The 12,379-nt window shown below is 57.2% G+C and carries 13 protein-coding genes, 2 tRNA genes and 1 rRNA gene; 7 read left to right on the forward strand and 9 right to left on the reverse strand.

The genetic code is table 11. The annotated features are described in order from the left end of the window. Together CKF42_RS20325 and hpxZ are read left to right on the forward strand one after the other, a co-directional pair. On the forward strand, nucleotides 1-974 hold a 974-nt coding region (locus CKF42_RS20325; RefSeq protein WP_111209065.1), incomplete at its 5' end, for an AtzE family amidohydrolase. Continuing rightward, nucleotides 974-1,354: an oxalurate catabolism protein HpxZ gene (gene hpxZ / locus CKF42_RS20330; RefSeq protein WP_111209066.1), complete on the forward strand. Its 381-nt coding sequence runs from the start codon at nucleotides 974-976 to the stop codon at nucleotides 1,352-1,354. The genes CKF42_RS20325 and hpxZ, both read left to right, overlap by 1 nt. Nucleotides 1,355-1,405: 51 nt before the next feature. On the opposite strand, the gene puuE is transcribed toward hpxZ, so the two are convergent. Genes puuE through CKF42_RS20345 form a run of 3 tightly spaced genes read right to left on the reverse strand, consistent with a single transcriptional unit; the run spans nucleotide 1,406 to nucleotide 3,844 of the window. Continuing rightward, on the reverse strand, nucleotides 1,406-2,359 hold the full coding sequence (gene puuE, locus CKF42_RS20335) for an allantoinase PuuE (protein ID WP_111209067.1): 954 nt from the start codon (nucleotides 2,357-2,359) through the stop codon (nucleotides 1,406-1,408). A 34-nt stretch (nucleotides 2,360-2,393) separates the two neighbouring features. After that, entirely contained in the window at nucleotides 2,394-3,125 is a 732-nt protein-coding gene (gene hpxA, locus CKF42_RS20340) for an allantoin racemase (RefSeq protein WP_009091932.1), read from the reverse strand. After that, nucleotides 3,122-3,844, reverse strand: a complete 723-nt coding sequence (locus tag CKF42_RS20345; protein WP_009091934.1) for a GntR family transcriptional regulator — start codon at nucleotides 3,842-3,844, stop codon at nucleotides 3,122-3,124. Before CKF42_RS20345 ends, hpxA begins: the two co-directional genes overlap by 4 nt. Nucleotides 3,845-3,988: 144 nt before the next feature. On the opposite strand from CKF42_RS20345, the gene CKF42_RS20350 reads away from it, so the two are divergent. After that, nucleotides 3,989-5,482 (forward strand): NCS1 family nucleobase:cation symporter-1, encoded by a 1,494-nt coding sequence (locus CKF42_RS20350; protein WP_046101291.1) that lies wholly within the window; start codon nucleotides 3,989-3,991, stop codon nucleotides 5,480-5,482. A 64-nt stretch (nucleotides 5,483-5,546) separates the two neighbouring features. On the opposite strand, the gene CKF42_RS20355 is transcribed toward CKF42_RS20350, so the two are convergent. Both CKF42_RS20355 and dnaQ read right to left on the reverse strand, forming a co-directional pair. Next, nucleotides 5,547-5,623 (reverse strand) — tRNA-Asp (locus CKF42_RS20355). Between the two features lie 134 nt (nucleotides 5,624-5,757). After that, nucleotides 5,758-6,489, reverse strand: coding sequence for a DNA polymerase III subunit epsilon (dnaQ, locus tag CKF42_RS20360; RefSeq protein WP_009091938.1), 732 nt, complete (start codon nucleotides 6,487-6,489; stop codon nucleotides 5,758-5,760). A 51-nt stretch (nucleotides 6,490-6,540) separates the two neighbouring features. Here dnaQ and rnhA point away from each other — a divergent pair, with 51 nt between their 5' ends. Further along, the gene (gene rnhA / locus CKF42_RS20365; RefSeq protein ID WP_009091940.1) at nucleotides 6,541-7,008 is read left to right on the forward strand and encodes a ribonuclease HI; all 468 of its coding nucleotides are present in this window, start codon (nucleotides 6,541-6,543) and stop codon (nucleotides 7,006-7,008) included. On the opposite strand, the gene CKF42_RS20370 is transcribed toward rnhA, so the two are convergent. After that, nucleotides 6,990-7,727 carry a class I SAM-dependent methyltransferase gene (locus CKF42_RS20370; protein WP_046101290.1) on the reverse strand — a complete coding sequence of 246 codons (738 nt, stop codon included), beginning with the start codon at nucleotides 7,725-7,727 and terminating at the stop codon, nucleotides 6,990-6,992. The two genes, rnhA and CKF42_RS20370, sit on opposite strands and share 19 nt — an antisense overlap. A 43-nt stretch (nucleotides 7,728-7,770) precedes the next feature. Here CKF42_RS20370 and gloB point away from each other — a divergent pair, with 43 nt between their 5' ends. Further along, a complete protein-coding gene (gene gloB / locus CKF42_RS20375; RefSeq protein ID WP_111209069.1) occupies nucleotides 7,771-8,526 on the forward strand; it encodes a hydroxyacylglutathione hydrolase in 756 nt (251 codons plus the stop codon). A gap of 71 nt (nucleotides 8,527-8,597) precedes the next feature. Continuing rightward, nucleotides 8,598-9,974, forward strand: coding sequence for a murein transglycosylase D (gene mltD, locus CKF42_RS20380; protein WP_033736400.1), 1,377 nt, complete (start codon nucleotides 8,598-8,600; stop codon nucleotides 9,972-9,974). A gap of 62 nt (nucleotides 9,975-10,036) precedes the next feature. Here mltD and CKF42_RS20385 read toward each other — a convergent pair whose 3' ends face one another. Next, nucleotides 10,037-10,852 carry an endonuclease/exonuclease/phosphatase family protein gene (locus CKF42_RS20385; RefSeq protein ID WP_033736606.1) on the reverse strand — a complete coding sequence of 272 codons (816 nt, stop codon included), beginning with the start codon at nucleotides 10,850-10,852 and terminating at the stop codon, nucleotides 10,037-10,039. A 256-nt stretch (nucleotides 10,853-11,108) separates the two neighbouring features. On the opposite strand from CKF42_RS20385, the gene yafC reads away from it, so the two are divergent. Further along, nucleotides 11,109-12,011 carry a DNA-binding transcriptional regulator YafC gene (yafC, locus tag CKF42_RS20390; protein ID WP_111209068.1) on the forward strand — a complete coding sequence of 301 codons (903 nt, stop codon included), beginning with the start codon at nucleotides 11,109-11,111 and terminating at the stop codon, nucleotides 12,009-12,011. Between the two features lie 108 nt (nucleotides 12,012-12,119). Here yafC and CKF42_RS20395 read toward each other — a convergent pair. Together CKF42_RS20395 and rrf are read right to left on the reverse strand one after the other, a co-directional pair. Continuing rightward, a tRNA-Asp gene (locus tag CKF42_RS20395) sits at nucleotides 12,120-12,196 on the reverse strand. A gap of 87 nt (nucleotides 12,197-12,283) precedes the next feature. Continuing rightward, nucleotides 12,284-12,379 (reverse strand): 5S ribosomal RNA (rrf, locus tag CKF42_RS20400); the annotation flags it as partial.

A 12,379-nucleotide genomic window follows, 5' to 3' on the forward strand; every position in this document is an offset into this window, starting at 1 on the left:
CCCGTAACCCACGCGATTTAAGCCGCGTCGCAGGCGGCTCGTCCGGGGGGTCGGCTGCCGCCGTGGCCGCCGGGCTGGTTCACTTTTCGCTGGGCACCGATACCAACGGCTCAATCCGGGTGCCCGCGTCGCTGTGCGGCATTTTTGGCCTGAAACCCACTTTTGGCCGGCTGTCACGCAGCGGCAGCCACCCCTTTGTTGCCAGCCTCGATCATATCGGTCCGCTGGCCCGGCGGGTGGAAGACCTGGCGCTGGTTTATGACCTGCTGCAGGGCGCAGACCCCGCAGATGCGTTTCAGGCCGCCCGGCCGCCGGAGGCCACGCTGCCCGGCCTGTCGCAGGGCAGTGAAGGGCTGCGCTGTGGCGTGCTGGGCGGTTTTTTTGCCCGCTGGTGCGATGAGGACGCCCGCGCGGCGGTGGCTACCGTCGCAGCCGCGCTGGAAGCGCAGGAGGAGGTGGTGATGCCGGAGGCGGAGCTGGCGCGTTCAGCAGCCTTTATCATGACCGCCGCCGAGGGGGGGAATCACTATCTGCCTGCCCTGCGTCAGAAGCCTGAGGTGTTTGAACCCAACTCACGCGAGCGTCTGCTGGCCGGCGCGATGATGCCCGGCGCCTGGTATGTGCAGGCCCAGCGCTTTCGTCGTCATTTCCAGCAGCAGGTGCTGCCGCTGTTTGATCGCTTCGATGTGCTGATCGCCCCGGCAACCCCCTGCAGCGCGATCACCATCGGTCAGCAGACGCTGTCAATTCAGGGTGAATCGCTGCCCGCCAAAGCGAGCATGGGCATGCTGACGCAGCCCATCTCCTTCCTGGGACTGCCGGTCTGTACCGTGCCGCTGGCGACCCGAAGCGGCCTGCCGATTGGATTACAGCTTATCGCCCGCCCGTTTAATGAAGCGGCGGCATTACGTGCCGCCTGGACACTGGAACAACGCGGCATCACCCTGCCGCAAATCACGATGGCAGGAGCCTGATGAACAGAGAGATTAATTTACCGCAGGTGGTCAGCGAGGTGACGGCGCAGTTCTGGCGTTACGAAAAGGCGCTGGTGAGCAATGACGTGGCTGAACTGGATGCGCTTTTCTGGCACGACCCGCGCACCGTACGCCTCGGGGCCGGTGAAAATTTGTATGGCATCGATGAGATTCGCGCCTTCCGGGCTGCGCGCCCCGCTGCGGGCCTCGACCGGACGCTGCGGAATACGGTGATCACCACCTTTGGCGAGGATTATGCGGTCTGCAGCACCGAATTTACCCGTGCCGGCAGTGATAAAACCGGCCGTCAGCAGCAGACCTGGGTTCGCATGCCGCACGGCTGGTGCATTGTGGCCGCCCAGGTCAGTCTGATGAGCTGATTATCGCCGGTGCGTCGCCTGGCCCGAGGGAGGCGACGCACCGGAACCGGCTTAGGGTGCCGGGTGTGTCGCGATCCAGTGATCGGCGATCTGCTGGCGGGTACAGATCCAGACGTCGTCATGCTGCTGAATGTGGTCGAGGAAATTCTGCAGCGCACGGAATTTGCCCGGACGCCCCAGCAGGCGACAGTGCATCCCGATCGACATCATCTTCGGCGCGGTCTCGCCCTCTTCATACAGCACATCGAAGCTGTCACGCAGGTAGGTGAAAAACTGCTCGGCGGTGTTAAATCCCTGCGGCGAGGCAAAGCGCATGTCATTGCACTCCAGGGTGTAGGGAATAATCAGGTGCGGCTTAATCGTGCCATCCTGACAGGTCACCTGCGTCCAGAACGGCAGGTCGTCGCCATAGTAATCGCTGTCGTAGCTGAAGCCGCCCTGCTCCACCACCAGCCGGCGCGTGTTCGGGCTGTCACGTCCGGTATACCAGCCGGTTGGGGCTTTCCCAAACAGATCGGTCAGCACATCCACTGCCTGCTGCATATGCTGACGTTCGGTTTTCGCATCCACGCCCTGATAGTGGAGCCAGCGCCAGCCGTGACTGACCACATCGTAGTCCGCCTGTTTAATCGCTTCGACAACCTCCGGGTGACGCGCCAGCGCCATCGCCACGCCAAACACGGTTAACGGCAGACCGCGCTTCTGAAATTCATTGTGGATGCGCCAGAAACCGGCGCGCGAGCCGTACTCATAGAGTGACTCCATCGACATATGACGGTCGGCATAGCTGGCGGCACCGATGATGTCGGAGAGGAACTGCTCGGAGCCGGCGTCACCGTGCAGCACGCTGTTCTCCGCCCCCTCTTCGTAATTCAGGACAAACTGCACCGCCACCCGGGCGTTGTTGGGCCAGGCGGCGTGCGGCGGATGAGCACCATAACCGATCAAATCGCGCGGATAGTTTTTGTTAAAGCTGTACTCTTTCTTCTCTGCAGCGTCAGTCATTACTCGCTTCCTGTCTTCTGTCTGGAAAGTTCCGTTAGTTTAGATGCTGAAACGCACCTGAGAGAGGTTTCTGCAAAGGCCAGGCCAGATCGCCATGTTTGCTGGTGCCAAAGCCAAGCGCCACCAGCGACTCCACCATTTTTACGGCCGCGCCGACGCCATCAATCACCGGCAGACCCAGCTCCTGCGTCAGGGAGGCGGCCAGCGTCGCCATGCCGCCACAGCCGAGCACAATCGCGCCGCTGCCATCTTCCCGTTTGGCCTGGAGGCAACGCTCACGCACTTTTTCCTGCGCCAGTCCGCTGCCATCCTCCAGCGCCAGCACCGGCAGATCGATGGCATGCAGCGCGGCACAGTGATGGGTAAAGCCATACTGCTGCAGAAGATGACGGGCAATCACCAGCGTGCGCGGCAGCGTGGTGACAATCGAAAAGCGCGTCGCCAGCAGCGTGGCGGTATGCATCGCCGCTTCTGCGATACCGATGACCGGCCCGCTGGCCAGTTCGCGCGCCGCCAGTAATCCCGGGTCGCCAAAACAGGCAATCACATGTCCGCTGACGCCCTGCTCCCGCCCCAGCCTGACCTGCTCCAGCACCCCGATGGCCGCGATCGCCTCATCAAAATGCCCTTCAATGGAAGGCACGCCCTGCGAGGGTGAAACGGCCAGAATGTCGGTGCCGGGTGCGGCAACCGCACGGGCAGCCTGAGCGATGGTTTCGGTCATCGCCAGGCTGGTGTTGGGGTTAATGACCTGAATCAGGCTCATGAGGCCGCTCCTTTGCCCGTGGCAAACAGTCGTGAAAAGTCGGGCAGCGTTTCACCGCTGCGCTCAAAGTGCAGGCTGGAAACAATATGCTCAAAATGGTGCTGCAGCGCCTCAGTCAGCGGCTGCAGCGCACGTGCCCGTAACAGGGTCAGCAGATGCGTGTGGTCGTCACAGCGGCAGCCGCGCTGCCACGGCGCGCCATAGGCGGCAATCACCAGCGACGAGCGCTGCGTCAGGCTGGTCACCATTCCGGTGAGCACCTGATTACCGGAAATCGCCTGCAGCTGAATATGAAAGGCTGCCGAAAGCCGGATGGCTGCCGGGCCATCATGCGCGGCGTGGGCCTGATTCTCCTGTGCGATAAGCTGTTCCAGCGCCACCAGATGCGGGGGCTGCAGATGGGCCAGCACGGCGTGCAGATTGGCGCACTCCATTAAACTGCGGGTGGCGAAGATCTCCCGCGCCTCTTCAACGCCAGGGGTGGCGACCTGCGCACCACGTTTGGGCGTCAGGGTGACCATTTGCACCGCCGCAAGGCGCTGCAGTACTTTGCGAATGCCGGTGCGGCTTACTCCAAACACGCCGGAGAGCGCCTCTTCCGGCAGTTTACTGCCCGGCGGCAGCTGATGCTCCACAATGGCGGTCATCAGCGCCTGGTAGATCCCTTCATCTTTATCCTGCGTTCTGGCGGCGTCTCGCTGGCCTGTTTTACTTGTCATTACCTGCTCCGGAAGCTTTCTGTACGCCACATATCGTATACGTGAACAGCAAATATTGTATACAGGAAAAGAAATCTGGCCTGAATCCTGCAATACCCCTTTACCAGATTATTCATTTCACTCTCGGGTAGAGGAGCAGGTTTCATGCCAAATCATTCCACGGTGGCCAGCACGGCCTCTGACGCTAACGCCAGTTACAGCCCACGTCTCTGTAACGACGATCTGGCGCCCACCCGCGACCAGAACTGGTCGTGGTACAACATTTTTTCGTTCTGGATGTCAGATGTCCACAGCATGGGCGGCTATGTGGTGGCGGCCAGCTTCTTCACGCTGGGATTAGCCAGCTGGCAGGTGCTGCTCTGCCTGCTGGCCGGGATCTGCATCGTGCAGATCTGTGCCAATCTGGTGGCAAAACCGAGCCAGATGGCAGGCGTTCCCTATGCGGTGATCTGCCGTCAGGCGTTTGGCGTGTTTGGCGCGAATATTCCGGCGGTCATCCGCGGGCTGATCGCTTTTGCCTGGTATGGCATCCAGACCTACCTGGCGGCGAACGCGCTGATGTTGGTTCTGCTGAAGTTCGCCCCGTCACTGAACTCAATGACCGAGCCACACTGGCTTGGCCTGTCGCTGCTGGGCTGGTGCTGCTTTGGCGTGATGTGGCTGCTGCAGGCGATGGTCTTCTGGCATGGCATGAGCGCCATCAAACGGTTTATTGATGTGGCGGGTCCGGCTGTCTATGTGGTGATGGTGGCGCTGGCGGGCTGGATTGTATACAAGACCGGCTTTGATGGAATCTCTTTTACCCTCGCCAGTAAATCACTCACCCCGGGTGAGCAGACGTGGCAGATGATTACCGCAACCGCGCTGGTCGTCTCCTACTTCTCCGGGCCACTGCTGAATTTTGGTGATTTCTCCCGCTACGGCAAAAGCATGTCAGAGATCCGTCGTGGCAACCGCTGGGGCCTGCCGTTTAACTTCCTGCTCTTCTCCGTGGTGACGGTGGTCATCGTGTCGGGCACCCAGTCGCTGTTTGGTAAAATGATCACCGATCCGATCGAGACCGTGAGCATGGTCGGCAACGACCTGGCGGTAGCGATTGGGCTGCTGACGATGATTACCGCCACTATCGGCATCAACATTGTGGCGAACTTCGTCTCACCCGCTTTCGACTTCTCTAACTGTTCACCGCAGAAAATCAGCTTCCGCACCGGCGGGATGATCGCCGCGGTGGGCTCGGTGCTGTTAACGCCGTGGAACCTGTTCCAGTCACCTGAACTGATTCACTACACCCTGGATGTCCTGGGCTCCTTTATCGGGCCGCTGTTCGGGATTCTGCTGACCGATTTCTACCTGATCAAACGCGGACGCATCTCGGTCGACGACCTGTTTAACGCCACGCCAGCGGGCCGGTACTGGTATCGCGGCGGGTTTAACCCTAAAGCGATTGCCGCGCTGCTGCCGTCTGTAGCCATCTGCCTGGTGATCAGCTTCATCCCTTCCCTGCATCAGGTGGCGAACTTCAGCTGGTTTATCGGAGCCGGTCTGGCGGCAGGCTGCTACCGCTTTATCGCCCGTGAAGAGCGTGAAGCGGCAGACAGTGCGCGCTGGCAGGGTGAGGTCGTGGCGCAGAAAGAGTAACCCGCCACGGAATCGCAGACAGCAAAAAGCCGATTCATTTCTGAATCGGCTTTTTTAAAGAGATTGGCGGAACGGACGGGGCTCGAACCCGCGACCCCCTGCGTGACAGGCAGGTATTCTAACCAACTGAACTACCGCTCCGCGCTTTGTTCCCCGTCGAGAACGAGGCGCATAGTAATGGCAGGCCGCTGCGGCGTCAACGCTTTTTCCTGACGGCGCGATCGTTTGCCGTTTTTTTCAGCTCGCCGTTGATTTTATCCACAAATTTCCGTCATTCAGCCGCGCCACAGGCAGCTGCCGCCCTTTTTCATGACCAGATCCAGGCGTGACTCATGAGCAACGATCTCCTCGTCGCTGGCCGTCACCACGCGCAGTGCCGAGGCGGGACGTACGATGCGCTGAATGCTCTCGCCCTGCGCCTGACGGGCGCTTTCACTTTCGGATAAAAACGACAGTGAGGTCTGCCCGCCGGTCATGGTCAGGAACACGTCCGCCAGGATCTCGGCATCGAGCAGTGCGCCGTGCAGCGTTCGCTTGCTGTTGTCTATCTCATAACGCGAGCAGAGCGCATCCAGGCTGTTACGCTTGCCGGGAAACATGCGCCGCGCCAGCGCCAGGCTGTCGGTCACTTTGCAGAAGGTTTCGGTTTTCTCAATGCCGCGATTCAGCTTTGAGAACTCGTAATCCATAAAGCCGATATCGAACGGCGCGTTATGGATCACCAGTTCGGCGCCGCGGATATAGTCGAGAAACTCATCCGCAATCTCGCTGAACATCGGTTTGTCGGCAAGGAACTCATCTGCAATCCCGTGAACGCCGAAGGCTTCCGGATCGACCAGCCGATCGGGCTTCAGGTACATATGGAAATTGTTGCCGGTCAGGCGACGGTTAATCACCTCGACCGCACCAATCTCAATGATGCGGTGCCCCTCATAATGGACCCCGATCATGTTCATGCCGGTGGTTTCAGTATCGAGTACGATCTGGCGGTTATTTGCAGTGCTCATAAGACCCGTTTTATGTCAGACTTGACGTTTTTGAGAGGAAGTCTACCAGAGATGCGCAAACAGGTAGAAATATTCACCGATGGATCCTGTCTTGGAAATCCCGGTCCCGGCGGTTACGGGGCGATTTTACGTTATGGCCAGCATGAGAAAACCTTCAGCGCGGGCTATCGCCTCACCACCAATAACCGGATGGAACTGATGGCGGCCATTATTTCGCTTGAAGCGCTGACGCAGCCTTGCGATGTGGTGCTCAGTACCGACAGCCAGTATGTGCGTCAGGGAATTACCAGCTGGATCCATAACTGGAAAAAACGCGGCTGGAAAACCGCGGATAAAAAACCGGTGAAGAATGTCGACCTCTGGCAGCGTCTCGATCAGGCCCTCAGCACCCACAAGATTCAGTGGGAGTGGGTTAAAGGCCACGCGGGACATCCCGAGAATGAGCGCTGCGACGTGCTGGCCCGCAGCGCGGCGGAAAATCCCGCCTTTGAAGATATCGGTTACAAGAGCGAGTCCTGATCGTCTGCCTGCCGGAACTGGCGGGTAGCATTGACGGTCTGGCGGATCTGGCTGGGACTCATGCTCTTCTTCGCCCGTGTCGGCAACAGCGGGAAGGTGCGTTTACGTGCCACGACAATATTCAGGCACCCCAGCGCCGGTAAGTGGGCGCTGATCAGTTTTCCCCCCTGCCGATGCCACGGCACCACCTGAAACCGGGTGCGGTAAACCACCTCATAGTTCAGCAGGCTCAGCCAGTCGAGCAGACGCATCTGGCTGAACATCCGTCCGCTCCAGGGCGCCTTACGGCCTAACCCCGGAATCATTTTCGTGACCCCGAGCAGGCTGAAGGGATTGAAGCCGCTGATGATCATCCAGCCGTCGTCAATGAGTACCCTGTCCACTTCCCGCAACACCCGATGCGGGTCCTGACTCCAGGCCAGCGTATGCGCCAGCAGACAGGCATCAATCGACTTCGACTCAAAGGGAAGCTGCAGGGGGTCAGCCAGCACCTGTAACAGCTCGCCCTCGCTGCCCACGTTGACCTGATGTGAAATAGCACAGTGTTCGGTGTTGATTTCTGCGCTGAGGTTGCCAAGCTTAAGCATATGAAAGCCATAAAGCTTTCCGAGATAAGGCTGAAGCTGCTGGGTCAGCGCGTCGCGGAAATAGTCTCCCCACGGCATATCGCGCCACGATAGCGGAGCGTTCAGAATCTGGCGTGTTTTCGCGGGCTTCATGCTTTACGCTCTTCCTTATTCCTACGACCTGCTAGAGGTGATGATGAATCTTACCAGTATTCCTGCATTGCAGGACAACTACATATGGACGCTGAATAATGATGAAGGTCAGTGTCTGATTGTCGATCCCGGTGAAGCTCAGCCGGTATTAGAAAAAATGGCCTCTAACGGCTGGCAGCCGGTGGCGATTCTGTTAACTCACCACCACAACGATCATACGGGTGGGGTGAAAACGCTGTGTGAACATTTCCCGGCGCTCGAAGTTTACGGCCCGCAGGAAACGGTCGCCAAAGGGGCCAGAACGGTGGTCAGCGAGGGCGATCAGGTGACGGTGCTCGGCCTGACGTTCGAGGTGATTCATACCCCTGGTCACACTTTAGGACATATCTCATATTACAGCTCACCTTATCTTTTCTGTGGCGACACACTTTTTTCGGGTGGTTGCGGACGTCTTTTCGAAGGCACCGCAGAGCAGATGTATGAATCCTTTCAAAAGCTTAATCAGCTTCCGGATGACACGCTGGTCTGCTGCGCGCATGAATATACTTTATCTAACCTGAAGTTTGCTGCGGCTATTCTGCCCCATGACCCGCAAATAATGACCGAATATCAGAAAATTAAGGACTTACGCGCCGAAAATGGCATTAGTCTGCCCACAAAACTGGGGCACGAACGGTCAATAAATTTATTTCTCCGCACGCAAGATATTGATTTGCAAAGGGCGTTAAACGTTAACGTGAATGATGAACCGGTATGGCACACATTTGCCGTTCTACGCGAGAAGAAAGACGCTTTTTGATTTTTCGGGTTGTGTTGTGAAAAGTCGTCACGTATAGTTGCTCGTCTTTTAAGCGAACTATTGACACACACATGAAGGCTAAAGCGATCTTACTCGCCTCAGTCTTGCTGGTAGGATGTCAGGCGTCGAGGAACGATGCCAATATCCCCGAACAGCATGCACAGAGCCTGTCTTCAGCTGGTCAAGGTGAAAATGGAAAGTACGGAGACGAGTTTTTGTCGCCGCGATGGCAGGAAGATGGAACTGGCCTCGCAGCAGACGCAGATCTCTGGAGTTTCATTAGTGACGAGTTGAAGATGGGGATTCCGGAAAACCCGGCAATCCGCGAACAAAAAAGTAAATTTTTAAAAAATAAGAGCTATCTCCACGATGTAACATTACGGGCAGAGCCGTACATGTACTGGATAGTCGAGCAGATACAGAAACGTAAAATGCCGATGGAACTGGTACTGCTACCCATAGTGGAGAGCGCTTTTGACCCTCGCGCAACCTCATCCGCCAATGCCGCTGGTATCTGGCAGATAGTTGCCTCAACGGGTCGAAATTATGGTCTGAAACAGAACCAGTATTACGATGGGCGACGGGATGTTGTCGCATCCACACGGGTTGCGCTGGATATGATGCAGCGTCTTAACACTATGTTTGACGGTGACTGGTTATTAACCATTGCCGCATACAACAGTGGTGAGGGACGTGTACTCAAAGCGATAAAACAGAATAAGGCGCGCGGTAAGCCGACTGACTTCTGGCACTTATCGCTGCCACGCGAAACCACGGTGTATGTGCCGAAAATGTTAGCTCTGAGTGAACTGCTCAAACATAACAAGCGTTACGGTATCAAACTGCCGACACCTAACGAAAGCCGTGCACTGGCACGGGTGGAAGTGGGTCAGCAGATACAGCTGACGCAGGCTGCCGAAATGGCAGGTATGTCGCTCACGAAACTGAAGAGCTTCAATACCGGCTACAAAGGCGGTGCAACCGCGCCAAACGGCCCGCACTATATTATGGTGCCGAAGTCGAACGTCGCCAGACTGCGTAACTCACTGGCGTCCGGTGACATCGCAGCCGTACAGCCAACTCAGCTTGCGAAAGCGAGTGCGAGCGGCGGGTACAAGGTGCGACGGGGTGATACGCTCTCGGGTATCGCCGCGAAGCTTGGCGTTAGCGTCTCCACACTGAAGCAGGATAATAACCTGCGCGGTGCCGATATCCGACCGGGTCAGACGCTGACTATCGGTTCGAATGGCACCCGACTGGCTGATAACGGCAACAGCATCACCTATCGTGTTCGTAAGGGTGATTCTCTTGACAGTATTGCACGGCATCACGGCGTCAATATTAAAGACGTGATGCGCTGGAACAGTGTGCTGGACAGCGCGAAAGATATTCAACCCGGCGATAATTTAACGCTGTTTGTGAATAATAACGCGACACCTGATACCTGATACGTTGAAAAGGCTGACAATTGTCAGCCTTTTTCTTTTATTCATCCGCAGCCATCTGCGCTTTACTCTTTTCTGTCTGCCCCGGACTCCCTTCCTGAACTGAACTCCACCAGTAAAGGATTATGGTCGGAAGCCCGCGTCACCAGCACTGAGGCCTCACTTACCCTGAGATCGCGATAAAAGACAAAATCCAGCGGGCGACCAAACGCTTTACGGCGGTGGTCGGCAGTGAACATCACCTCTTCCAGCTTCATGCGCTGGGCAAAGCGGTAGAGCGCGTTAATGCGCTGACGGCTCCAGGCATTAAAGTCCCCGGCCATGATCACCGGACCGCGATGATGCATAATCTGCTCCCCTATCGGGCCCAGTTGTTTGCTGTAGACGTCGACGCCCAGGCTGAAGTTAACCGCGTGGATATTCACGACCATCAGCATTTCACCGGTAGGCAGAGGATAGGCTGTGACCAGCGCCGATTTAGCCAGCCTCAGCAGCGGCTCACGCTCACGCAGCGGGCAACAGTAGACCGGATGGGCAGAAGCGAGCGTCATCACGCCAGAGGGGTGCTGAGGCAGCACAAAGGCGGGAACCTGATCGGCAGCCAGATAATTACTCGTCGCAAACCGTACCAGCTCCGGCGTTGTCTGCGCCTCCTGAAGTAAAACCAGGTGCGCGTCCTTACCAAACCCCTCCAGCACCGACATCCAGTCTGCACGCTGCTGCTTGAAGATGTTCCACACCAGAACCTTAAGATTCGGATGCGCGGGCAAGGGAGCGCCAGGTGGCAGTGCCTGACCGAGATGGAGCATCGCACCCGGTGGAAAGATCTGTTCCACAGGTTGTCCCGCCACATATCGCATTGCATAAGTTTTTTTGCGCACTTTCCCGCCTGGCTGATGATTCAAAAACAGATAACACCTGTCTGTTATAGGGATTTTAGACCGGGGTTTCAATGGATGCAGGTCAATGTCAGAATTCAGCACCCTTTTCCAGAATAAAACAGCGCCTTTGCAGACGTTGAACAAAACGCGGGGAGGCATGATTCGTGCGGTCATTGCTGACCAGACTTCTATACTGGAACCACAGCACTATCGGCCACCGCGTCGCGCCATCGCCACGTCCGTGCAGGGAGGTTAAATGAAGGCATCTTCTGACGAACTGAAAGTGTTTGTCAGCGTAGTAGAAAGCGGAAGTTTCAGTCGCGCTGCTGAACAGCTGCAGATGGCGAACTCAGCCGTCAGCAGAACGATTAAAAAGCTGGAGAACAAGCTGGGCATCGCCCTGCTCACCCGCACCACCCGGCAGCTGGCACTGACGCAGGAGGGAGAGCGTTATTTCCGTCATGTTCAGCGCTTTTTGCAGGAGATGACGACGGCGGAGAGCGACCTGATTGAGAGCCTGCAGGAGCCAAAAGGCCTTTTGCGCGTTGATGCCGCGACGCCGGTAATTCTGCATTTGCTGATGCCGATGATAAAGCCTTTCCGTGCCCGCTATCCAGGGGTGAGGCTTTCGTTAATCTCCTCGGAAAGTTTTATCAATCTCATCGAGCGAAAAGTGGATATCGCTATCCGCGCCGGTAATCTGACTGACTCTACCCTGCGCGCCCGTCTGCTGTTCAACAGCTTTCGTAAGCTGGTTGCGTCGCCCGCCTATCTTCGGGAGTATGGCGTGCCACACACCGTGGCTGAGCTTGATCGTCATCACTGCCTGGGCTTTGAGGACTCGCCCCGGCTTAATCGCTGGCCCGTCGCCCGTGACAGCGGTGAACTCTATGATATCGACTGGGCTTTATCCTCTAACAGCGGGGAGACGATTAAACAGCTCTGTCTCACGGGTAATGGTATCGCCTGCCTGTCGGAATATATGATCGATCGTGAAATTGCCGAGGGAACGCTGGTTGAAGTGCTGGCAGACCAGCGCCTGCCGGTCGAGATGCCGTTCAATGCGGTTTACTACAGTGATACTGGCGTCAGCCAGCGTGTGCGCGCTTTTATTGACTTCCTCAGCGAGTGGAGTGCTGAACAACCGTGGCGCATCTGAGATGCGCCCAGGTCCGGTGAGGATGCCTGCGTTCAGGGAGGGCTTTCCGGGCAGGATTTGCTGCAATGGAAAAAGCCCTGACCGTTAAGTCAGGGCTTTCCAATTAAGTGGCGGAACGGACGGGGCTCGAACCCGCGACCCCCTGCGTGACAGGCAGGTATTCTAACCAACTGAACTACCGCTCCACCGGTTCTTTCACAGCTGTCAGCAGATGGCTGATAGCTGTCTGTTCCTGTTGTTTTCCTTGTCAGGGGAAAAGGAACTAATTTGATGCCTGGCAGTTCCCTACTCTCGCATGGGGAGGCCCCACACTACCATCGGCGCTACGGCGTTTCACTTCTGAGTTCGGCATGGGGTCAGGTGGGACC

The organism is Pantoea sp. ARC270 (assembly GCF_003236725.1).
GTDB classification, from domain to species: domain Bacteria; phylum Pseudomonadota; class Gammaproteobacteria; order Enterobacterales; family Enterobacteriaceae; genus Pantoea; species Pantoea anthophila.

Coding starts and splice junctions, on each gene's coding strand:
- CKF42_RS20345 (WP_009091934.1), bottom strand. CDS start 3,844: ATGACAAGTAAAACAGGCCAGCGAGACGCCGCCAGAACGCAGGATAAA.
- CKF42_RS20350 (WP_046101291.1), top strand. CDS start 3,989: ATGCCAAATCATTCCACGGTGGCCAGCACGGCCTCTGACGCTAACGCC.
- hpxA (WP_009091932.1), bottom strand. CDS start 3,125: ATGAGCCTGATTCAGGTCATTAACCCCAACACCAGCCTGGCGATGACC.
- CKF42_RS20370 (WP_046101290.1), bottom strand. CDS start 7,727: ATGAAGCCCGCGAAAACACGCCAGATTCTGAACGCTCCGCTATCGTGG.
- gloB (WP_111209069.1), top strand. CDS start 7,771: ATGAATCTTACCAGTATTCCTGCATTGCAGGACAACTACATATGGACG.
- dnaQ (WP_009091938.1), bottom strand. CDS start 6,489: ATGAGCACTGCAAATAACCGCCAGATCGTACTCGATACTGAAACCACC.
- hpxZ (WP_111209066.1), top strand. CDS start 974: ATGAACAGAGAGATTAATTTACCGCAGGTGGTCAGCGAGGTGACGGCG.
- rnhA (WP_009091940.1), top strand. CDS start 6,541: ATGCGCAAACAGGTAGAAATATTCACCGATGGATCCTGTCTTGGAAAT.
- yafC (WP_111209068.1), top strand. CDS start 11,109: ATGAAGGCATCTTCTGACGAACTGAAAGTGTTTGTCAGCGTAGTAGAA.
- mltD (WP_033736400.1), top strand. CDS start 8,598: ATGAAGGCTAAAGCGATCTTACTCGCCTCAGTCTTGCTGGTAGGATGT.
- puuE (WP_111209067.1), bottom strand. CDS start 2,359: ATGACTGACGCTGCAGAGAAGAAAGAGTACAGCTTTAACAAAAACTAT.